This window comes from Cellulomonas sp. PS-H5 (assembly GCF_019265565.1).
Lineage (GTDB): Bacteria > Actinomycetota > Actinomycetes > Actinomycetales > Cellulomonadaceae > Cellulomonas.
Window position 1 is genome coordinate 18,134 of record NZ_JAHVCI010000044.1, and the last position, 20,698, is coordinate 38,831.

Consider the following 20,698-nt stretch of genomic DNA (forward strand, 5'->3'; position numbering starts at 1 on the left):
ATGCAGGACTCGAAGCGCACCACATGGGTGGCGGGCACCGTGCTGCTCGCGGTGGCCATCCTGGCCCTGGCCTGGTTCGTGTTCGTGGCCCCGGTGGTCGAGGAGACCTCGACCGTGGCGGCGGACACGCAGGTGGCGCAGGACCGGAACACGGCCCTGACGAAGCAGCTCGACACCCTGAAGGACCAGTTCGCGAACCTCCAGGCCTCGAAGGACGAGCTCGCCGTGATCGAGGCGCAGCTGCCCGCGACGGCGAACACCTCGGCGTTCGTCCGGACCATCGAGAACCTGAAGTCCGCCGCCGGCACGAACGTGGTCGACGTCCAGTTCGGGGTGCCGGAGGACGTGATCCCCGCCGCGGCGGTCGACGACGGTACCGCCGCGGCGACGACGACCGACGGGACGGCCGAGGGGGGCGACACCACGGCCGACGCCAGCACGGACGCGAGCACGAGCACCGACGCCGGCGCCACTGCGGCGGCCGCTGCGGCCCCGGTGATCCCGGGCTTCGTCGCGATCCCGGTCAGCGTGACCGCGCTCGGCAACCCCGTGGGCGTCCTGGCGTTCCTCGACGGCCTGCAGGAGCAGTCCGACCGACTCATGCTGGTCACCAACCTCCAGGGGACCGGCCAGGGCGAGGAGGAGGCGAGCGGCGGTCGTCCGGCCACGGCCAAGGGCGACCTCGAGCTCGTCATCTCCGGGTACATCTACGTCCTGAAGGACACGACGACCCCGGCCACGGAGGACGGCACCGCGACCGAGGCCCCGGCGCTGCCCGAGGGCGCGCCCTCGCTCTCCGGCGCCTGACCCTGCAGCGACCCGCACCACCCCCGCGCCCCGGCCCACGACGTGGACCGGGGCGCGGTCGTGTCCGCCCGACGTGGGAAGATCCCGTCCATGCTCCGTTGGTTGACGTCCGGTGAGTCGCACGGCCCCGCCCTGGTGGGCGTCCTCGAGGGCCTGCCCGCGGGTGTGCAGGTCGAGTCGGCCCACATCCGCGACGCCCTGGCGCGGCGCCGGCTCGGCTACGGCCGCGGCGCGCGCATGAAGTTCGAGCAGGACGAGGTGCGGATCCTCGGCGGCGTGCGCCTGGGCGAGTCGCAGGGCGGCCCCGTCGCGATCGAGATCGGCAACACCGAGTGGCCCAAGTGGGTCGACGTGATGTCGGCCGACCCGGTGGACGACCCGGAGAAGCTGAACCGCGCCCGCAACGCCCCGCTGACCCGGCCCCGCCCGGGCCACGCGGACCTCGTCGGCATGCGGAAGTACGCGTTCGACGACGCCCGCCCGGTGCTGGAGCGCGCCTCGGCGCGCGAGACCGCCGCCCGCGTGGCGCTCGGCACCGTCGCGGCGCGGTTCCTCGAGCAGGCCGCCGGCATCCGGCTGGTGTCGCACGTGGTCGGCATCGGCCCGGTCGCGACCCCGGACGGCGCGGCGCTGCCGACCCCGGACGACGTGGCGGCGCTGGACGCCGACCCGGTGCGCTGCTTCGACGCGCCGACCTCGGCGGCGATGGTGGCCGAGATCGACGAGTGCCACAAGGACGGCGACACCCTCGGCGGCGTCGTCGAGGTGCTGGTCTACGGCCTGCCGTCCGGGCTCGGCTCCTACGTGCACGCGGACCGGCGGCTCGACGCCCGCCTCGCGGGCGCGCTCATGGGCATCCAGGCGATCAAGGGCGTCGAGGTCGGCGACGGCTTCCGCACGGCGACCCGCCGGGGCTCGCAGGCGCACGACGAGATGGAGCGGGACGCCGACGGCGTCATCCGCCGGCGCAGCAACCGCGCGGGCGGCCTCGAGGGCGGCATGACGAACGGCGAGATCCTGCGCGTGCGCGCGGCGATGAAGCCGATCTCCACGGTGCCGCGCGCGCTCGACACGGTCGACACGTCGAGCGCCGAGCCCGCGAAGGCGCAGCACCAGCGCTCCGACGTGTGCGCGGTGCCGCCGGCGGCGGTCGTGGCGGAGGCGATGGTGGCGCTCGTCGTCGCGGACGCGCTGCTGGAGAAGACCGGCGGCGACTCGGTGGGCGAGGTGCGCCGGAACCTCGACGCGTACGTCACGTCCGTCCCCGACCTGCTGCGATGACCGCCCGCCCGCGGGTCGTCCTGGTCGGCCCGCCCGGGTCGGGCAAGTCGACGGTCGCGCACGCGCTGGCCGGCCGCTGGCAGCTCGCGGAGCGGGACACCGACAGCGACGTCGAGGCCGTGGCCGGCAAGCCGGTGACGGACATCTTCGTCGAGGACGGCGAGCCGCGGTTCCGCGAGCTCGAGCACGAGGCGGTCCGGGTGGCGCTCGGCGAGCACGACGGCGTGCTGGCGCTCGGTGGCGGCGCGGTGCTGCACCCGGCGACCCAGGAGGCGCTGGCGGCGTACCGGGAGGCCGGCGGCGTCGTGGTGTTCCTCGACGTGAGCCTGCGGCACGCGGCGCCGCGCGTCGGGTTCAACCAGTCGCGCCCGCTGCTGCTCGGCAACCCCCGGGCGAAGTGGCAGGCGCTGATGGCGGAGCGGCGGGCGGTGTACGAGGCGGTCGCGACGGTGGTCGTGTCCACGGACGGCATCACGCCGGCGGTCGTGGCGGAGCGGATCGAGGCGGCGCTGGCCGACCTGCGCGCGGGCGAGCCCGCGGCGGACGGCAGCGCGACGGGCGAGGACGGGAGCGGGGCATGAGCACGCGCACGGTGCAGGTCACGGGCGACCAGCCGTACGAGGTGGTGATCGGGCGCAACCTGCTGGGCGAGCTGCCCCGGCTGCTGGGCGACGGCGTCCGCAAGGTGCTGGTCATCCACCCGACGGCGCTGGCGGCGACCGCCGACGCGGTGCGCGAGGACCTGACCGCGCAGGGCTACGAGGCGCTGCTCGCCGAGGTGCCGGACGCCGAGCCGGCCAAGTCGGCGCAGGTCGCGTCGTTCTGCTGGCAGGTGCTGGGCCAGGCGGACTTCACGCGCAGCGACGCCGTGATCGGCCTCGGCGGCGGGGCGACCACCGACCTGGCGGGGTTCGTCGCGTCGACGTGGCTGCGCGGCGTCAAGGTCGTGCACGTCCCGACGACGCTGCTGGCGATGGTCGACGCGGCCGTCGGCGGCAAGACCGGGATCAACACGGTCGAGGGCAAGAACCTGGTCGGCACGTTCTACCCGCCCGCGGGCGTGCTCTGCGACCTGGCGGCGCTGGCGAGCATGCCGAAGCACGACTACGTGGCCGGGCTCGGCGAGGTCGTGAAGTGCGGGTTCATCGCCGACCCGCGGATCCTCGAGCTGGTCGAGGCGCACGGGCCCGAGATCACCGACCCGGAGCGCGCGGCGTCGTCCGAGGTGCTGGCGGAGCTGGTCGAGCGGTCGGTCGCCGTGAAGGCCCGGGTCGTGGGGGAGGACCTCAAGGAGGCCGGCCTGCGCGAGATCCTCAACTACGGCCACACGCTGGGCCACGCGATCGAGCACGTCGAGCGGTACTCCTGGCGGCACGGCGCGGCCGTGTCGGTCGGGATGGTGTACGCCGCCGAGCTGGCGAGGCTCGCAGGCCGGCTGGACGAGGCGGTCGTCGCTCGGCACCGGTCGATCCTCACGGGCCTCGGCCTGCCGACCGCGTACCGCGGGGACCGCTGGGACCAGCTGCACGCCGCCATGCGCCGGGACAAGAAGACCCGGGGCGACCTGCTGCGGTTCGTGGTGCTCGACGACGTGGCGCGGCCGTCGCGGCTCGAGGGGCCCGACCCGTCGCTGCTGGTGGCCGCGTACGCGGAGATCTCCGAGGGCGTCGCCCCGGTGCGGGGCATCTCGCTGGGCTGATCCGCTACAACCTCACAGGCTTGTTGGTGCCGGTACAACCTCCAGAGGTTGTATCGAGCCGTACCAGGTCCTAGCCTGGACCCATGTGGACCCTGACGGTGGACCAGGAGGGGAGTCGACGAGTCGGCGACCGTGTCGACGCGCTGCTCGCCCGGCTCGCCACTGCCTCGCCGCTCGTCGACGCGGCGCCCGGGGCGGTCGTGCTGCCGTTCGAGCGCACGGTCGGCGACGAGGTCCAGGCGGTCCTCGCCGACGCCGACCTCGTCGTCGCGCTGGCCCTGCACCTGGTCCGGACCGGCGGGTGGAGCGTCGGCATCGGCGCGGGCGTCGTGGACACCCCGCTCCCGGCGTCGTCCCGCGCCGGGTCCGGCAGCGCGTTCATCCACGCGCGCGAGGCCGTCGAGGCGGCGAAGTCGCGGCTGCGCGCCGTCCCGCTCGCCGTGCGCGGCCCCGAGCCGGAGCTGGCGGCCGAGGCGGAGGGCGTGCTGACGCTCCTGGGCTCCGTCGTCGCACGGCGCACCGCCGCGGGGTGGTCGGTCGTCGACCTCGTCGCGCGCGGGGCGGGGGAGCCGCCGGCCCGGCAGGAGGACGTCGCCGCCGCGCTCGGCATCAGCCAGCAGGCGGTGAGCGCCCGGCTGCGGGCCGCGCTGTGGGCCGAGGAGGTCGCGGCCCGGCCCGCGGCGGCGCGCCTGCTGCGGCTCGCGGGCGGGTCCGGCCACGATGGGTCGGCCGACGGGGGACCCGACCCCGCCGCCGACGACCCGGAGGAGCGCGCGTGACGACGCTGTGGGGGACCGTGCTCGTCGTGGGTGCGCTGGCGGTCAGCGTCGGCCTCGGCTGGGTCGCCGCGGCGGGCCTGCTGCGGCTGGCGGACCGGGGCGGGCGGCGCTCGCCCGGGGCCGCGCGCCCGACGGTCGCGGCGGGCGGGTCGGGTCCCGCGGCGGGTCCCGCCAACGACCACCCGCGCGACTACCGCAAGGGCCGGGTCAACCCGGGCGCGGACGGCGACGCGAACGCCCGCGCGCTCGGCGACGGTCCCGACAGCGACCGGGCCCGCGCCAAGCTGCGCGGCGGCACCTGGATCGGGGTGCTTGAGCGCCTGGCGATCACCGGCACGCTGCTGGCGGGCGAGCCCGGCGGGGTCGCGGTCGTCGTCGCGGTCAAGGGCCTCGGCCGGTACCCGGAGCTGCGCGCGGGCGACGACCCGGCGGTGTCGGAGCGGTTCGTGATCGGCACGCTGGCGTCGCTCGTCTGGGCGGCGGGCATCGGGGTGCTCGGCCGCTGGCTGCTGACCCGCTGACGCGCCGCGCCTCCTGACGCGCCGCGCCTTCCTGGCCCGCCGCGCCTCCTGACCCGCCGTACCGGCGACACGCAGGAGTCAGCGTCCCCGTGCGCGCTGGTTCACCCGATCCAGCGGTCCAGTCACGGGCAGCGCTTCCCGATGGGGCACGCATGCGCGGTGACCAGGAACGGCCGGGGGAGGACCGTGACGTCGCCGCGCGCGACCACCTGGCGATCGGCCTGTTCGTCATGGCGGTCGTGACCGCGCTGGGCGGCATCTGGCCCGCCGACCCGTTCTCGCCGGCGCAGTGGTGGCTCGTGGTGTCGGCGGTTGACGTGGTCCTGTGCGGCCTCCTGCTCGCGCTGCCCGTGCACCAGCGCAGCACGCAGGCGGTGGTGATCGCGGGCGTCGTCGTGTCCGCGGTGCTCGTGACGTCCTGCCACACCGCGCAGGGCGTCGTGGTGTTCGCGCTCGGGTTCGTCGTCGCGGGGCAGTTCGCGGCGTACGCGCTCGAGCGGCGGCGCGCGGCGGTGGTCGCCGGGGTCGTGGTCGCCGCGATCGCCCTGTCCGCGACGTTCGCGCCCGCCTCGGTGCACCCGGTGATCGTGGTGGCCGCGAGCACGATGGCGCTGCTGTCGTGCTGGCTGATGGCGCAGCAGTCCGAGCGGCTGCGGCGCCAGGCCCGCACCGACCACCTCACCGGGGCGCTGAACCGCGGCGCGTTCTACGAGCGCGTGGCCGACCTGGTCCCGCGCGCCCTGCGGAGCGGCGCGCCGCTGAGCGTCGTGGCGTTCGACATCGACGACTTCAAGGTGGTGAACGCCCGGCACGGCCACCTCGGCGCCGACGACCTCATGGCGGCCCTGTCCGCGGCGTGGCGTGCGGCCCTCCCGCCCCGGGCGGTCCTCGGGCGTGTCGGCGGGGACGAGTTCCTCGCGGTGCTCCCGGGGGTCGGCGAGGCCGAGGCCCGGCGCTGGGCATCGTCGGCGGCGAGCGGGCAGGCGCTGTCGTCGAGCGCGGGCGTCGCGACGCTTCTGCCCGACGACGGCGTGCGCAGCCTGCTCGACCGTGCCGACGCCGACCTGTTCGCCGCGAAGGACGCGCGCAGGACCCTCGCCGGGAACCTCTGACGCCGGGCGCGCGGCCCGGCCGGGTGGCGGCCGAGGAGGACCCGGTGCGCCGCGCGCCGGAGCAGCGCGGTCGCCGGGCGGTCCCGCGCGCTAGGATGGTCGGCGGCCCAGCCCCGCCCGCGACCCGCGGGAGCGCGTGGCGGCCCCGGCAGACGCACCCAGAACAGGAAGCAGCGACACGTGGCGACGACGAACGACCTGAAGAACGGCACCGTGCTGAGGATCGACGGCCAGCTCTGGACGGTCATCGAGTTCCAGCACGTGAAGCCCGGCAAGGGCGGCGCGTTCGTCCGCACCAAGCTGAAGAACGTCCTCTCGGGCAAGGTCGTCGACCGCACGTTCAACGCCGGCACCAAGGTCGAGACGGCGAACGTCGACAAGCGCGACATGCAGTACCTGTACAAGGACGGCGAGGACTTCGTGTTCATGGACACGGACACCTACGACCAGATCACCGTCCCGGCTGCCACCGTGGGCGACGCCGCGAACTTCATGCTCGAGAGCACCAGCGCGATGGTCGCGACCAACGACGGCGTGCCGCTGTATGTCGAGCTCCCGCCGTCGGTGACCCTCATGGTCACGTACACCGAGCCCGGCCTGCAGGGGGACCGCTCCTCGGCCGGCACCAAGCCCGCGACGCTGGAGACCGGCTACCAGATCCAGGTCCCGCTGTTCCTCGAGTCGGACACCAAGGTCAAGGTCGACACCCGCGACGGCAGCTACCTGGGTCGCGTGAACGACTGAGGTGGGAGCTCGTACCAAGGCCCGCAAGCGGGCCCTCGACGTCCTCTTCGAGGCGGAGCAGCGCCGGCTCGACCCGCTGACCGTGCTCGCGGACCGCATCGCGCAGCCCGGCACCGAGGCGGCCCTGCCGCAGTACTCGGTGGAGCTGGTCGAGGGCGTGCAGGCGCAGCGCGCCCGGATCGACGAGGTCATCGCGACCCACTCGCACGGCTGGACGATCGAGCGGATGCCCGCGGTCGACCGCGAGCTGCTGCGGATCGGCACGTGGGAGATCCTGTTCAACGACGACGTGCCCGACGCGGTCGCCGTGGACGAGGCCGTCGAGCTGGCCCGCAGCCTGTCGACCGACGAGTCCCCGGGCTTCGTCAACGGCCTGCTGGGCCGCCTGGTCGACCTGAAGCCGACCCTCCTGGCCTGACCCGCACGCGCGCTCGGCCCCCGCCGCCCTCCCGGGCGGACGGGGGCCGTCCTGCGTCCCCGCGCTGCGCTCGGTGCCGAGATGGCAACTCTCGGCTGTGCGCGGGCCGCCCGACACAGCCGAGAGTTGCCATCTCGGCGGACGTGACGCGGCAGCGGGTGGGCGAGGGCCGTGCGGAGCGCGGGCGTGGTGCGGGTCACGCCGCCCGCGGCGTGGACGCGGCGGGCCGCAGCCGCGACCGCTGTGTAAGGTGCCGGGGAACGAGCATTCCTTTAACACCGTCCCGTGAGGCGGGGAAGGAGCGGCCCGGATGACCTCCGGTACCCCCGTGCCCGACGACTCGAGCGTCGCGGACACAGTCGCAACAGTTGTACTAGGCGAGCAGGACGTGGCCCGCGCGCTGACGCGCATCGCCCACGAGATCCTCGAGCGCAACAAGGGCGGCGACGACCTCGTGGTCCTCGGCATCCCGACCCGCGGCGTCCCGCTGGCGCACCGCCTGGCGGCGCGGCTCGCGGCCGTGGAGCCCGGCCTGGTGGCCGAGGACCTGGTCGGCAGCCTGGACGTCACGATGTACCGCGACGACCTGGCGCAGCACCCCACCCGCAGCATCGGGGCCACGACGGTCCCGGGCGGCGGCATCGACGGCAAGGTCGTCGTGCTGGTGGACGACGTGCTGTACTCCGGCCGCACGATCCGCGCGGCGCTGGACGCCCTCAACGACCTGGGCCGCCCGCGCGCGGTGCAGCTGGCCGCCCTGGTGGACCGCGGGCACCGCGAGCTGCCGATCCGGGCGGACTTCGTCGGCAAGAACCTCCCGACGTCGACGGCGGAGCGCGTGCGCGTGCTGCTCGCCGAGACGGACGGCCGCACCGAGGTCGTCATCGAGGGGGGCCCGCGATGAGGCACCTCCTGTCCACGGCCGACCTCGACCGCGCCGCCGCGATCCGCGTCCTCGACACGGCCGCCCAGATGGCCGCGACCCAGGGCCGGCAGATCAAGAAGCTGCCGACGCTGCGCGGCCGCACGGTGGTCAACCTGTTCTTCGAGGACTCGACCCGCACGCGCATCTCCTTCGAGACGGCCGCCAAGCGGCTGAGCGCGGACGTCATCAACTTCTCGGCCAAGGGGTCGAGCGTGTCCAAGGGCGAGTCGCTCAAGGACACCGCGCTGACCCTGCAGGCGATGGGCGCGGACGCGATCGTGATCCGGCACCAGGCCAGCGGCGCGCCGCACACGCTCGCGCACGCCGGCTGGACCGAGGCCGCGGTGGTCAACGCCGGCGACGGGATGCACCAGCACCCGACGCAGGCGCTGCTCGACGCGTTCACGATCCGCCGGCACCTGACGGGCAGCGCCACGAACCCCGACGGCGTCGGGAACGACCTCGCCGGCCTGCACGTGGCGGTCGTCGGGGACGTGCTGCACAGCCGGGTCGCCCGGTCGAACGTCGACCTGCTGCACACGCTCGGCGCCCGCGTGACGCTCGTCGCCCCGCCCACCCTGCTGCCCGTCGGCGTCGGCCCCTGGCCGGCCGAGGTGTCCTACCGGCTGGACGACGTCCTCGCCCAGGGGCCCGACGCGGTGATGATGCTGCGCGTGCAGCGCGAGCGGATGTCGACGGCCGGCGGCGGGTTCTTCCCGAGCCCGCTGGAGTACACCCGGCTGTACGGCCTGGACGCGCGCCGCCTCGCGACGCTGCCGGACCACAGCATCGTGCTGCACCCCGGGCCGATGAACCGCGGGCTGGAGATCTCCGCGGACGCGGCGGACTCCCCGCGGGCCGTGATCGTCGAGCAGGTCGCGAACGGCGTGGCCGTGCGCATGGCGGTGCTCTACCTGCTGCTCGCGGGCGACGGCGACACCGCCGGCGCCCCCGCCACGGGAGCCGTCCCCGCCCTGACCAGCACCTCTGCGGCTGCCGCCGCGCCCGCCACGACCGCCGGAGCCACCGCATGACCGCGCAGTACCTGCTCAAGGACGTCCGCATCCTCGGCGGCGAGCCCACCGACGTCCTGGTCGCCGGCGGCCTGGTCGCGGCGATCGGCCCGGAGGCCGGCGACGCCGCCGAGAACGCGCCCGACGACCTCGACGTGATCGACGCGACCGGCATGGTGCTGCTGCCCGGCCTGGTCGACCTGCACACCCACCTGCGCGAGCCCGGCCGGGAGGACGCCGAGACGATCGCGTCCGGCACCCGCGCCGCGGCGGCCGGCGGGTTCACCGCGGTGCACGCGATGGCGAACACCACCCCGACCCAGGACACGGCCGGCGTCGTCGAGCAGGTGTGGCGCCTCGGCGCGCAGGCCGGCTGGACCGACGTGCACCCCGTCGGCGCGGTCAGCGTGGGCCTGGCGGGGGAGCACCTCGCCGAGCTCGGCGCGATGGCCGACTCCGCCGCCCGGGTGCGGGTGTTCAGCGACGACGGCAAGTGCGTGCACGACCCGGTGCTGATGCGCCGCGCGCTGGAGTACGTGAAGGCGTTCGACGGCGTGATCGCGCAGCACGCGCAGGAGCCGCGGCTGACCGAGGGCGCCCAGATGCACGAGGGCGTCGTGTCCGCCGAGATCGGCCTGGCCGGCTGGCCCGCCGTCGCGGAGGAGGCGATCATCGCCCGCGACGTGCTGCTGGCCGAGCACGTCGGCTCGCGGCTGCACGTCTGCCACCTGTCGACGGCCGGCTCGGTGGAGATCGTCCGCTGGGCGAAGTCGCGCGGCATCGACGTCACCGCCGAGGTCACCCCGCACCACCTGGTCCTGACGGACGAGGAGGCCCGCGGCTACGACCCGGTGTTCAAGGTGAACCCGCCGCTGCGCACGCAGGCGGACGTCGACGCTGTCCGCGGGGGCCTGGCCGACGGCACGATCGACATCGTCGCCACCGACCACGCCCCGCACACCCGCGAGGACAAGGACTGCGAGTGGGCGGCGGCCGCGTTCGGCATGACCGGCCTGGAGACCGCGCTGTCGGTCGTGCAGCAGACGATGGTCGACACCGGCCGGATGACCTGGGCCGACGTCGCCCGGGTGCTGTCCACGAACCCCGCGCGGATCGGCCGCGTCGAGGGCCACGGCCGCCCGATCGCGGTGGGGGAGCCGGCCAACCTCGTGCTGGTCGACCCGGAGCAGCGTCGCGTGGTCGAGCCCGAGCGGCAGGCCACCGCGTCGGCGAACTCGCCGCTGCGGGGCCGGGAGCTGCCGGGCCGGGTCGTCGCGACGTTCCTGCGCGGCCGCGCCACCGTGCTCGACGGCGTGCCCCAGGGCGACCCGGCCGACCCGCGGTTCGCGGCGGGGCGGGTGACGCCCTGATGCCGCCCTGGCTGTCCGTGACGATCCTCGTCGTGCTCGGCGCCGCGCTGCTGCTCGGCATGGCGAAGGGCTGGCGCCGGCTGCGGCGCGGCCCGGACGCCGTCCCCGCTCCGCCGTCCGTCCCCGCCGACGACGCGCTCGGCGAGGCCCGGACCGTGCCGCTCGACGCGACGTACGTGTCGACGACCCGTTCCGGCGACTGGCTCGACCGGGTCGGGTCGCACGGCCTCGGCGTGCGCTCGGCCGCCACGGTCGCGGTCCACGAGGCCGGCGTGGTGGTGCGACGACGAGGGGCGCCGGACGTGTTCGTCCCGCGCGCGGCGCTGCGCGCGGTGGGCACCTCCGGCGGCATGGCCGGCAAGGTCGTCGGCGGCGAGGGGCTGGTCGTGCTGACCTGGGTCCCCAGCCCGGACGACGACCCCCGCGGCCTCGACACCGGCCTGCGACTGCGGCACCGCCAGGAGGCGGACGAGCTGCGCGCGGCCACCCAGACACTCATCGGATCGACACCCGCCGCGGGCGGGTCCAAGGAGAGCTCATGACGGACGCACTGCTGGTCCTGGAGGACGGGCGGACGTTCGCCGGCGAGGCCTACGGGGCCACCGGCACCACCTGGGGCGAGATCGTCTTCAACACCGGCATGACCGGGTACCAGGAGACGCTGACCGACCCCAGCTACCACCGCCAGATCGTCGTGATGACCGCGCCGCACATCGGCAACACCGGCGTCAACGACGAGGACCCCGAGTCGGGTCGGATCTGGGTGTCCGGCTACGTCGTGCGGGACCCCGCGCGCCGCGCGTCCAACTGGCGCAGCGACCGCAGCCTGGACGAGGAGCTGGCGGCGCAGGGCGTCGTCGGCATCTCCGGCATCGACACCCGGGCGCTGACCCGGCACCTGCGCGAGCGCGGCGTGATGCGCGCCGCGATCGTGTCCGGCGACGCGCTGCTCGACGCCGCCGGCCGCCGCCGCGCGGCCGAGGACCTGGTCGCCGAGGTGCAGGACCGCCCGCAGATGGCCGGCGCCGACCTGGCGGGCGAGGTGTCCACGGACGCCGCGTACGTCGTGAAGGCGCTCGGCCCGGACGGCGCCGAGCTCGCGGAGCCCGTCGCCCGCGTCGCCGCCGTCGACCTCGGCATCAAGTCGATGACCCCGAACCGGATGGCCGAGCGCGGCATCGAGGTGCACGTGCTGCCGGCGCAGTCGTCCATCGACGACGTGCTCGCCACCGCGCCGGACGGCGTGTTCTTCTCCAACGGCCCGGGCGACCCGTCCGCGGCGACCCACGAGGTCGAGCTGCTCCGCGAGGTGCTGGACCGCAAGATCCCGTTCTTCGGCATCTGCTACGGCAACCAGCTGCTCGGGCGGGCGCTCGGCTACGGCACCTACAAGCTCGGCTACGGGCACCGCGGCGTGAACCAGCCGGTGCTCGACCGCGCCACGGGCCGGGTCGAGATCACCGCGCACAACCACGGCTTCGCGGTCGACGCCCCGCTCGACGAGGTGTCCGTCGCCCCGCACGACGGCGGGCGGTACGGCCGCGTGACCGTCTCGCACGTCGACCTCAACGACGACGTCGTCGAGGGCCTGGCCGCCCTCGACCTGCCGGCCTTCTCGGTGCAGTACCACCCCGAGGCCGCCGCGGGCCCGCACGACGCCGCCTACCTGTTCGACCGGTTCCTGGACCTGATGCGCGAGGCGGACCGGGGGTCCGCTACAGGCACTGCCGCGGGCCAGGCCACCGACGTCACCGACTCCCCGAAGGGCGCCTGATGCCTCGCCGCACCGACATCCACTCCGTCCTCGTCATCGGCTCCGGCCCGATCGTCATCGGCCAGGCCGCGGAGTTCGACTACTCCGGCACCCAGGCGTGCCGCGTGCTCAAGGAGGAGGGCCTGCGGGTCGTCCTCGTGAACTCCAACCCGGCGACGATCATGACCGACCCGGAGTTCGCCGACGCGACCTACGTCGAGCCGATCACCACCGAGGTGCTGACCGCGATCATCGCCAAGGAGCGCCCGGACGCGATCCTGCCGACGCTGGGCGGCCAGACCGCGCTCAACGCGGCGATCGCCCTGGACGAGGCCGGGGTGCTCGAGGAGTACGGCGTCGAGCTGATCGGCGCCAACATCCCCGCGATCCAGAAGGGCGAGGACCGCGAGCAGTTCAAGCAGGTCGTCGAGGTCTGCGGCGGCGAGTCCGCGCGGTCGGCGATCGTGCACACCATCGAGGACGCGCTCGGCGCCGTCGAGGACCTGGGCTACCCGGTCGTCGTCCGCCCGTCGTTCACCATGGGCGGCCTCGGCTCCGGCATCGCGTACGACGAGACGGACCTCCGCCGGATCGTCGGCCAGGGCCTGCACTACTCGCCGACCACCGAGGTGCTCCTGGAGGAGTCGATCCTCGGCTGGAAGGAGTACGAGCTCGAGCTCATGCGCGACAAGGCGGACAACGTCGTGGTCGTCTGCTCGATCGAGAACGTCGACCCGGTCGGCGTGCACACCGGTGACTCGGTCACCGTGGCCCCGGCGCTCACGCTGACCGACCGGGAGTACCAGCGGCTGCGCGACATCGGCATCGCGGTGATCCGCGAGGTCGGCGTCGACACCGGCGGCTGCAACATCCAGTTCGCGGTGAACCCGGACACCGGCCGGATCATCGTCATCGAGATGAACCCGCGGGTGTCCCGGTCCTCGGCCCTGGCGTCGAAGGCCACGGGCTTCCCGATCGCGAAGATCGCGGCCCGCCTGGCCGTGGGCTACACGCTGGACGAGATCCCGAACGACATCACGGGCTCCACCCCGGCGTCGTTCGAGCCCACGCTCGACTACGTCGTGGTCAAGGTGCCGCGGTTCGCGTTCGAGAAGTTCCCGGCCGCCGACCCGACGCTGACCACCACGATGAAGTCCGTCGGCGAGGCGATGGCCCTGGGCCGCAACTTCACCGAGGCGCTGGGCAAGGCCATGCGCTCCATCGACCGGAAGGGCACGACGTTCCACTGGGACGGCGAGGCGCTCACCGGCGAGGCGCTGGACGCGCTGGTCGCGACCATCTCCCGCCCGACCGAGCACCGCCTGGTCGACGTGCAGCAGGTGCTGCGCGCCGGCGTCTCCGTCGACGAGGTGTACGCCCGGACCGGCATCGACCCGTGGTTCCTCGACCAGCTGCAGCTGATCAACGAGGTCGCCGCGGAGACCGCCGCCGCGCCGGAGCTGACCGCCGCGGTGCTGCGCCGCGCCAAGCGGCACGGGCTGTCCGACGTCCAGGTCGCGCAGCTGCGCGGGATCGGCGAGGACGTGGCCCGCGAGGTGCGGCAGGCGCTGGGCGTCCGCCCGGTCTACAAGACCGTCGACACCTGCGCCGCCGAGTTCGCGGCCCGCACGCCGTACCACTACTCGTCCTACGACGAGGAGACCGAGGTCGCCCCGCGCGAGCGCCCCGCGGTGCTCATCCTCGGCTCGGGCCCGAACCGCATCGGCCAGGGCATCGAGTTCGACTACTCCTGCGTGCACGCGACGCTGGCGCTCAAGGGCGAGTACGAGACCGTCATGGTCAACTGCAACCCCGAGACCGTGTCCACGGACTACGACACGGCGGACCGGCTGTACTTCGAGCCGCTGACCTTCGAGGACGTCCTCGAGGTCTACGAGGCCGAGAAGGCCGCCGGCCCGGTCGCCGGGATCATCGTGCAGCTCGGCGGCCAGACGCCGCTGTCGCTCGCGCAGCGCCTGGAGGACGCCGGCCTGCCGATCCTCGGCACCCCGCCGGCCGCCATCGACGCCGCCGAGGACCGCGGCGCGTTCGGCGCCGTGCTCGCCGCCGCGGGCCTGCCCGCGCCCGCGTTCGGCACCGCCACCACGCTGCCGGTCGCGCGGGAGACCGCCGCCCGGATCGGCTACCCGGTTCTCGTGCGCCCGTCGTACGTGCTCGGCGGCCGCGGCATGGAGATCGTCTACTCCGACGAGCAGCTGACCGAGTACGTCGAGCGCGCGCTGGCCGAGGCCACCGCCCGCGGCGGCGCGCTGCCCCCGCTGCTGATCGACCGGTTCCTGGACGACGCCATCGAGATCGACGTCGACGCGCTGTACGACGGCACCGAGCTGTTCCTCGGCGGCGTCATGGAGCACATCGAGGAGGCCGGCATCCACTCGGGCGACTCGGCGTGCGTGCTGCCGCCGGTGTCGCTGTCCGGGTCCGAGCTGCAGCGGATCAAGGTGTCGACCGAGGCCATCGCGAAGGGCGTCGGGGTCCGCGGCCTGCTCAACATCCAGTTCGCGCTGGTGTCCGACGTGCTCTACGTCCTCGAGGCGAACCCGCGTGCGTCCCGCACGGTGCCGTTCGTGTCGAAGGCGACGGGCGTCCCGCTGGCCAAGGCGGCCGCGCTCGTCATGACCGGGAAGTCGATCGCCGACCTGCGCGCCTCCGGCGTGCTGCCGGCCGACGACGCGGGGGTCATCGACCTGGACGCGCCGATCGCCGTCAAGGAGGCCGTGCTGCCGTTCAAGCGGTTCCGCACCGGCGACGGCACCGTGGTCGACACCGTGCTCGGCCCGGAGATGCGGTCCACCGGCGAGGTCATGGGCTTCGACACCGACTTCCCGACGGCGTTCGCCAAGTCGCAGTCCGCGGCGTTCGGCGGCCTGCCGACCTCGGGCCGGGCGTTCATCTCGGTCGCCGACCGGGACAAGCGGTCGATCGTGTTCCCGGTGAAGCGCCTGCAGGAGCTGGGCTTCGAGATCCTCGCGACCGACGGCACCGCCGCGGTGCTCAAGCGCAACGGCATCGCCTCGACGGTCGTGCGGAAGTTCTCGTCCGGCCGCGGGCCGGCGGGCGAGCCGACGATCGTCGACCTCATCTCGGCCGGCGAGGTCGACATCGTCGTGAACACGCCCTCCGGGCAGGGCGCGCGCGCCGACGGCTACGAGATCCGCGCGGCCACCACCGCGGCGGACAAGGCGATCGTCACGACCGTGCAGCAGCTCGGCGCCGCGGTGCAGGGCATCGAGGCGGCGCTGGCCGGTCCGTTCGGCGTGGCGAGCCTGCAGGAGCACGACGCGGCGACCGCCGGGCGCCGGGCCGCGGTGGCCGCGGGCGCGGCGGTCGCCGGGGGCTCCGGGGTCGTGGCGTGAGGCCGTTCGGCGCCCGCCTCTCGGCGGCGATGGCCGAGCACGGGCCGCTCTGCGTCGGCATCGACCCCCACGCGTCCCTCCTGGACGCGTGGGGGCTGCCGGACAGCGCCGAGGGCGTGCGCCGGTTCGCGCTGACCGTCATGGAGGCCGTGGGCGGCCGGATCGCGGCCGTGAAGCCGCAGGCCGCGTTCTTCGAGCGGCACGGCTCCGCGGGCGTCGCCGCGCTGGAGGAGGTCGTCGCGGCGGGCCGGGACACCGGGACGCTCGTCGTGGTCGACGCCAAGCGCGGCGACATCGGCTCGACCATGGGCGCCTACGCCGACGCGTTCCTCCGGGACGGCTCGCCGCTGGCGGGCGACGCGCTCACGGTGTCGCCGTACCTGGGCTTCGGTTCGCTCGCGCCCGCCGCGGACCTGGCGCTGGCCACCGGTCGGGGGCTGTTCGTGCTCGCGCTCACCTCGAACCCCGAGGGGCCGGAGGTGCAGCACGCGCGGGGCGCCGACGGCGTGGCCGTGGCGGACCGGGTGGCGCGCTCGGCCGCGGCGTCGAACGCGGCGGAGCTCGCGGACGGGGGCGTGGCGGCGGGGGAGGCGCTGGGCTCGATCGGCCTGGTCGTCGGCGCCACCGTCGGCGACGCGGCCGCGCGGCTTGGCGTCGACCTGGCCGCGGTGCGCGGGCCGCTGCTGGCCCCCGGTGTGGGGGCGCAGGGCGCGGGTCCCGCGGAGCTCGCCGCGGTGTTCGGCGACGCGCGGTCGGCCGTGCTCGCGTCGTCCTCGCGTGGCGTGCTGGCCGCCGGACCGGGTGTCGGCGCCCTGCGGGACGCCGCCCGCGCGGCCGCCGACGCGGCAGGCGCCGCGCTGCGCTGACACCCGCGCTCCGCGCCCCGGACCCGTTGCCCCGAGCGACGGGTCCGGGGCGTCTTCGACGCGACACGCTGCCGGGACGTGCCGGTTCGCCCTTCCCGTGCCATCCTCGGGAGATGGGCCCCAGGGCCGGGTGCGACGTCGCACCGGGTACCCCGGGGATCACGTATGTTCCATGTCCCTGCCTCCTGACAGTGATGAGAAGGTGACTCACGTGGCACTTCCGACTCTCACCCCCGAGCAGCGCGCAGCGGCGCTCGAGAAGGCCGCCGCCGCGCGCCAGGCCCGCGCGGAGGTCAAGAACCGGCTGAAGTACTCGCAGGGCTCGCTGTCCGAGGTGATCGCCCAGGGCCAGAAGGACGAGACCATCGGCAAGCTCAAGGTCCTCGCCCTGCTCGAGTCCCTCCCGGGAGTGGGTAAGGTCAAGGCACGCCAGATCATCTCCGAGATCGGGATCTCGGAGACGCGCCGCGTGCGTGGCCTCGGCCCGCACCAGGTGAAGGCGCTGATCGACCGGTTCGGGTGACCGGTCGGCCCCACCGACGCCGGCCCGAGGGGCCGCACAACTCCAGGAGCACCAGACCAGCATGACGACGCCGCGCGCCCGGTTGACCGTCCTCGCCGGACCCACGGCCGTCGGCAAGGGGACCGTGTCCGCCGACCTGCGGGCGCGGTACCCGCAGGTCTGGCTCTCCGTGTCGGCGACCACCCGGTCCCCCCGGCCGGGCGAGGTCGACGGCCTGCACTACCACTTCGTCACGCCCGAGGAGTTCGACCGCATGGTCGCCGAGGGCGAGCTGCTCGAGTGGGCGGTGGTGCACGGCCGGAACCGCTACGGCACCCCCCGGCGGCCCGTCGAGGAGCGGCTGGCCGCCGGGGAGCCCGCGCTGCTCGAGATCGACCTCCAGGGCGCGCGCCAGGTCCGGACGACGATGCCCGAGGCCCAGTTCGTGTTCCTCGCCCCGCCGTCGATGGACGAGCTGGTCCGCCGGCTCGTCGGCCGCGGCACGGAGGACGAGGAGGAGCGCGCGCGCCGGCTCGCCACGGCCGAGGTCGAGATGGCGGCCGAGCCCGAGTTCGACCACGTGGTGGTCAACGACGACGTCCGGCGCGCCACGGACGAGCTGGTCGCGCTGATGGGCCTGCCCGCGGCTGTAGACTGACGGGCAGTCCCCACCCACTTCGACTACGGGAGCCACCGTGTCCGGAACCGTCGCCGAGCCCATCGGCATCACCGACCCGCCGATCGACCGCCTGCTCGAGCGCGCCGACTCCAAGTACGCGCTGGTCATCTACTCGGCCAAGCGCGCGCGCCAGATCAACGCGTACTACTCGCAGCTCAACGAGGGCCTGCTCGAGTACGTCGGCCCGCTGGTGGAGACCCGTCCGCAGGAGAAGCCGCTGTCGATCGCGATGCGCGAGATCGACGCGGGCCTGCTCACGGTCGCCCCGAACGAGGCCTGAGCCTCCCGCGCTGACGTGCGCATCGTCCTCGGCGTCGCCGGCGGCATCGCCGCGTACAAGGCCGCCCACGTCCTGAGGTCGTTCACCGAGGCGGGGCACGACGTCCGCGTCGTGCCCACCCGGGCGGCCCTGGAGTTCGTCGGGCGCGCCACCTGGGAGGCCCTGTCCGGGCACCCGGTGACGTCCGAGGTGTTCGAGGAGGTGCCCGAGGTCGCCCACGTGCGGCTCGGGCGGCAGGCCGACCTCGTCGTCGTCGCGCCCGCCACCGCGGACCTGCTGGCCCGCGCCGCCTCGGGGCGCGCCGACGACCTGCTCGCGGCCACGCTGCTGACCGCGACGTGCCCGGTGCTGATGGCGCCGGCGATGCACACCGAGATGTGGCAGCACCCGGCGACCCGGGCCAACGTCGCGACGCTGCGTGAGCGCGGCGTGCACGTGCTCGACCCGGACTCCGGCCGGCTGACCGGCGCCGACAGCGGCCCCGGCCGGCTGCCCGAGCCGGACGCCATCGCCGCGGCCGCGCTCGCGCTGGTCGATCCCGAGGGCAAGCCCCGGCCTCAGGACCTCGCCGGGCGTACCGTCGTTGTGTCGGCGGGCGGGACCCGCGAGCCGCTGGACCCCGTGCGGTTCCTCGGCAACCGGTCCTCCGGGAAGCAGGGCGTCGCCCTGGCCCGGACCGCGCAGGCGCGTGGCGCCCGGGTGACGCTGGTCGCCGCGAACCTCGGCGTCCGCCCGCCGGCCGGCGTGCGGGTCGTCGAGGTCGAGACCACCGCCGAGCTGCAGGACGCCGTGCGCGCCGCCGCTGCGGAGGCCGACGTGGTCGTGATGGCCGCCGCCGTCGCCGACTTCCGGCCCGCCGCCGGGTCCGCGCACAAGATCAAGAAGCAGGCGGACGGCTCCGTGCTGCCGCTGGAGCTGGTGCAGAACCCCGACGTGCTCGCCGGGCTGGTCGCCGACCCGCCCCGGGCCGACGGGCGTCGCCAGGTGGTCGTCGGGTTCGCCGCCGAGACGGGCGACGACACGGGCGGCGTGCTCGACCACGGCCGGGCCAAGGCGCGCCGCAAGGGGGCGGACCTGCTCGCGGTGAACGCCGTCGGCGGGGGCCTCGGGTTCGGCGCCGAGCACAACGCCGTCACGGTCCTGGACGCCCGCGGCGAGGTGGTCGCGACGGCCGAGGGCAGCAAGGACGCGGTCGCCGACGGGCTGTGGGACGCGGTCGTCCGCGTGCTGCCCGCGTGACTCCGGTTGTCCCCGCGCCCCGCTAGCCTGTGCGCATGACCATCGCCGACATGCGCCTCTTCACGTCCGAGTCCGTCACGGAGGGGCACCCGGACAAGGTCTGCGACCAGATCTCCGACGCCATCCTCGACGCGATCCTCGAGCAGGACCCCACCGCCCGCGTGGCGGTCGAGACGATGGTGACCACGGGCCTGGTGCACGTCGCGGGCGAGGTCACCACGACCGCCTACGTCGAGATCCCGCAGATCATCCGGCAGGTCGTCCGGGGCATCGGCTACACGTCCTCCGACATCGGCTTCGACGGCGACTCGTGCGGCGTGTCCGTGTCGATCGGGCAGCAGTCGCCCGACATCGCCCAGGGCGTCGACAAGGCGTGGGAGTCCCGGCAGGACGCGTCCGACCACGACCCGCTCGACCTGCAGGGCGCCGGCGACCAGGGCCTCATGTTCGGCTACGCGTCGGACGACACCGAGAGCCTGCTCCCGCTGCCGATCTGGCTGTCGCACCGGCTCGCGGAGCGCCTCGCGCTCGTCCGCAAGGAGGGCGTGGTCCCGAACCTGCGCCCCGACGGCAAGACCCAGGTCACCGTGGGCTACGACGGCGACCGTGCCGTGCGGCTCGACACCGTCGTGCTGTCGACCCAGCACGGCCCGGGCGTGCACCTGGAGACCGAGCTCGCGCCGGCGATCGCCGAGCACGTGGTGGCGCCGGTGCTCGAGTCCGCCGGCCTGGACCTCGACGTCAGCGACTACCGGCTGCTCGTGAACCCGACCGGCCAGTTCGTCGTCGGCGGCCCCCAGGGCGACGCGGGCCTCACCGGCCGCAAGATCATCGTCGACACCTACGGCGGCATGGCCCGGCACGGCGGCGGCGCGTTCTCCGGCAAGGACCCGTCGAAGGTCGACCGCTCCGCCGCGTACGCGATGCGCTGGGTCGCCAAGAACGTCGTCGCCGCGGGCCTGGCCCGCCGCTGCGAGGTCCAGGTCGCGTACGCGATCGGCAAGGCGCACCCCGTCGGCCTGTACGTCGAGACCTTCGGCACCGAGACGGTGCCGGTCGACCGGCTCACCGCGGCGATCCGCGAGGTGTTCGACCTGCGCCCCGCCGCGATCATCCGGGACCTCGACCTGCTGCGGCCGATCTACCGGAAGACCGCCGCGTACGGCCACTTCGGTCGCGACCTGCCCGAGTTCACCTGGGAGCGCACCGACCGCGTGGACGCCCTGCGCTCCGCCCTGTCCTGAGCGACCGCGTGGCGGACGGACCCGACCCGGCGGGCGCCCCCGCGCCCGAGCAGCCGACGCTGCTCGGGCTCGACGCGGTCGGCGCCGCG

21 protein-coding genes are annotated in these 20,698 nt (G+C 74.7%); all 21 read left to right on the top strand.

What is annotated here, in order from left to right; genetic code table 11:
- The 21 genes from J5O08_RS15315 to metK all read left to right on the top strand — a co-directional run bounded on the left by J5O08_RS15315 (position 1) and on the right by metK (position 20,609).
- The gene (locus J5O08_RS15315; RefSeq protein WP_218707749.1) at positions 1-807 is read left to right on the top strand and encodes a hypothetical protein; all 807 of its coding nucleotides are present in this window, start codon (positions 1-3) and stop codon (positions 805-807) included.
- A gap of 90 nt (positions 808-897) precedes the next feature.
- A complete protein-coding gene (gene aroC, locus J5O08_RS15320; protein WP_218707751.1) occupies positions 898-2,088 on the top strand; it encodes a chorismate synthase in 1,191 nt (396 codons plus the stop codon).
- Positions 2,085-2,669: a shikimate kinase gene (locus J5O08_RS15325; RefSeq protein ID WP_218707753.1), complete on the top strand. Its 585-nt coding sequence runs from the start codon at positions 2,085-2,087 to the stop codon at positions 2,667-2,669. Before aroC ends, J5O08_RS15325 begins: the two co-directional genes overlap by 4 nt.
- Positions 2,666-3,787: a 3-dehydroquinate synthase gene (gene aroB / locus J5O08_RS15330; protein ID WP_217615295.1), complete on the top strand. Its 1,122-nt coding sequence runs from the start codon at positions 2,666-2,668 to the stop codon at positions 3,785-3,787. Before J5O08_RS15325 ends, aroB begins: the two co-directional genes overlap by 4 nt.
- Before the next feature lie 83 nt (positions 3,788-3,870).
- On the top strand, positions 3,871-4,566 hold the full coding sequence (locus tag J5O08_RS15335) for a SatD family protein (protein WP_255590004.1): 696 nt from the start codon (positions 3,871-3,873) through the stop codon (positions 4,564-4,566).
- Entirely contained in the window at positions 4,563-5,087 is a 525-nt protein-coding gene (locus tag J5O08_RS15340) for a hypothetical protein (protein WP_308281655.1), read from the top strand. The genes J5O08_RS15335 and J5O08_RS15340 overlap by 4 nt, the downstream gene beginning before the upstream one ends.
- 152 nt (positions 5,088-5,239) lie before the next feature.
- Complete coding sequence (locus tag J5O08_RS15345) at positions 5,240-6,199, top strand: GGDEF domain-containing protein (protein ID WP_218707754.1); 960 nt, start codon at positions 5,240-5,242, stop codon at positions 6,197-6,199.
- 180 nt (positions 6,200-6,379) lie between these two features.
- Positions 6,380-6,943, top strand: a complete 564-nt coding sequence (efp, locus tag J5O08_RS15350) for an elongation factor P (RefSeq protein WP_147793617.1) — start codon at positions 6,380-6,382, stop codon at positions 6,941-6,943.
- A gap of 1 nt (position 6,944) precedes the next feature.
- Entirely contained in the window at positions 6,945-7,361 is a 417-nt protein-coding gene (nusB, locus tag J5O08_RS15355; RefSeq protein ID WP_147793616.1) for a transcription antitermination factor NusB, read from the top strand.
- 310 nt (positions 7,362-7,671) lie between these two features.
- Entirely contained in the window at positions 7,672-8,265 is a 594-nt protein-coding gene (gene pyrR, locus J5O08_RS15360; protein WP_218707755.1) for a bifunctional pyr operon transcriptional regulator/uracil phosphoribosyltransferase PyrR, read from the top strand.
- Entirely contained in the window at positions 8,262-9,320 is a 1,059-nt protein-coding gene (locus J5O08_RS15365) for an aspartate carbamoyltransferase catalytic subunit (RefSeq protein ID WP_218707756.1), read from the top strand. The genes pyrR and J5O08_RS15365 overlap by 4 nt, the downstream gene beginning before the upstream one ends.
- On the top strand, positions 9,317-10,669 hold the full coding sequence (locus J5O08_RS15370) for a dihydroorotase (RefSeq protein ID WP_218707757.1): 1,353 nt from the start codon (positions 9,317-9,319) through the stop codon (positions 10,667-10,669). The genes J5O08_RS15365 and J5O08_RS15370 overlap by 4 nt, the downstream gene beginning before the upstream one ends.
- Complete coding sequence (locus tag J5O08_RS15375) at positions 10,669-11,211, top strand: hypothetical protein (RefSeq protein ID WP_218707758.1); 543 nt, start codon at positions 10,669-10,671, stop codon at positions 11,209-11,211. The genes J5O08_RS15370 and J5O08_RS15375 overlap by 1 nt, the downstream gene beginning before the upstream one ends.
- Positions 11,208-12,443 (top strand): glutamine-hydrolyzing carbamoyl-phosphate synthase small subunit, encoded by a 1,236-nt coding sequence (gene carA / locus J5O08_RS15380; RefSeq protein WP_218707759.1) that lies wholly within the window; start codon positions 11,208-11,210, stop codon positions 12,441-12,443. Before J5O08_RS15375 ends, carA begins: the two co-directional genes overlap by 4 nt.
- Positions 12,443-15,799, top strand: a complete 3,357-nt coding sequence (carB, locus tag J5O08_RS15385; protein ID WP_218707760.1) for a carbamoyl-phosphate synthase large subunit — start codon at positions 12,443-12,445, stop codon at positions 15,797-15,799. Before carA ends, carB begins: the two co-directional genes overlap by 1 nt.
- Positions 15,800-15,828: 29 nt before the next feature.
- Positions 15,829-16,665 carry an orotidine-5'-phosphate decarboxylase gene (gene pyrF / locus J5O08_RS15390; protein WP_218707769.1) on the top strand — a complete coding sequence of 279 codons (837 nt, stop codon included), beginning with the start codon at positions 15,829-15,831 and terminating at the stop codon, positions 16,663-16,665.
- A gap of 211 nt (positions 16,666-16,876) precedes the next feature.
- Entirely contained in the window at positions 16,877-17,188 is a 312-nt protein-coding gene (mihF, locus tag J5O08_RS15395) for an integration host factor, actinobacterial type (RefSeq protein ID WP_147793609.1), read from the top strand.
- Positions 17,189-17,249: 61 nt separating this feature from the next.
- Positions 17,250-17,825 (top strand): guanylate kinase, encoded by a 576-nt coding sequence (gene gmk, locus J5O08_RS15400; RefSeq protein WP_218707761.1) that lies wholly within the window; start codon positions 17,250-17,252, stop codon positions 17,823-17,825.
- Positions 17,826-17,862: 37 nt separating this feature from the next.
- Positions 17,863-18,126 carry a DNA-directed RNA polymerase subunit omega gene (gene rpoZ, locus J5O08_RS15405; RefSeq protein WP_147793607.1) on the top strand — a complete coding sequence of 88 codons (264 nt, stop codon included), beginning with the start codon at positions 17,863-17,865 and terminating at the stop codon, positions 18,124-18,126.
- A gap of 15 nt (positions 18,127-18,141) precedes the next feature.
- On the top strand, positions 18,142-19,365 hold the full coding sequence (gene coaBC / locus J5O08_RS15410) for a bifunctional phosphopantothenoylcysteine decarboxylase/phosphopantothenate--cysteine ligase CoaBC (protein ID WP_218707762.1): 1,224 nt from the start codon (positions 18,142-18,144) through the stop codon (positions 19,363-19,365).
- A gap of 35 nt (positions 19,366-19,400) precedes the next feature.
- A complete protein-coding gene (metK, locus tag J5O08_RS15415; protein ID WP_218707763.1) occupies positions 19,401-20,609 on the top strand; it encodes a methionine adenosyltransferase in 1,209 nt (402 codons plus the stop codon).
- Positions 20,610-20,698: the final 89 nt, after the last annotated feature.

Coding starts and splice junctions, on each gene's coding strand:
- J5O08_RS15315 (WP_218707749.1), top strand. CDS start 1: ATGCAGGACTCGAAGCGCACCACATGGGTGGCGGGCACCGTGCTGCTC.
- aroC (WP_218707751.1), top strand. CDS start 898: ATGCTCCGTTGGTTGACGTCCGGTGAGTCGCACGGCCCCGCCCTGGTG.
- J5O08_RS15325 (WP_218707753.1), top strand. CDS start 2,085: ATGACCGCCCGCCCGCGGGTCGTCCTGGTCGGCCCGCCCGGGTCGGGC.
- aroB (WP_217615295.1), top strand. CDS start 2,666: ATGAGCACGCGCACGGTGCAGGTCACGGGCGACCAGCCGTACGAGGTG.
- J5O08_RS15335 (WP_255590004.1), top strand. CDS start 3,871: ATGTGGACCCTGACGGTGGACCAGGAGGGGAGTCGACGAGTCGGCGAC.
- J5O08_RS15345 (WP_218707754.1), top strand. CDS start 5,240: ATGCGCGGTGACCAGGAACGGCCGGGGGAGGACCGTGACGTCGCCGCG.
- pyrR (WP_218707755.1), top strand. CDS start 7,672: ATGACCTCCGGTACCCCCGTGCCCGACGACTCGAGCGTCGCGGACACA.
- J5O08_RS15365 (WP_218707756.1), top strand. CDS start 8,262: ATGAGGCACCTCCTGTCCACGGCCGACCTCGACCGCGCCGCCGCGATC.
- J5O08_RS15370 (WP_218707757.1), top strand. CDS start 9,317: ATGACCGCGCAGTACCTGCTCAAGGACGTCCGCATCCTCGGCGGCGAG.
- J5O08_RS15375 (WP_218707758.1), top strand. CDS start 10,669: ATGCCGCCCTGGCTGTCCGTGACGATCCTCGTCGTGCTCGGCGCCGCG.
- carA (WP_218707759.1), top strand. CDS start 11,208: ATGACGGACGCACTGCTGGTCCTGGAGGACGGGCGGACGTTCGCCGGC.
- carB (WP_218707760.1), top strand. CDS start 12,443: ATGCCTCGCCGCACCGACATCCACTCCGTCCTCGTCATCGGCTCCGGC.
- pyrF (WP_218707769.1), top strand. CDS start 15,829: ATGGCCGAGCACGGGCCGCTCTGCGTCGGCATCGACCCCCACGCGTCC.
- gmk (WP_218707761.1), top strand. CDS start 17,250: ATGACGACGCCGCGCGCCCGGTTGACCGTCCTCGCCGGACCCACGGCC.
- metK (WP_218707763.1), top strand. CDS start 19,401: ATGACCATCGCCGACATGCGCCTCTTCACGTCCGAGTCCGTCACGGAG.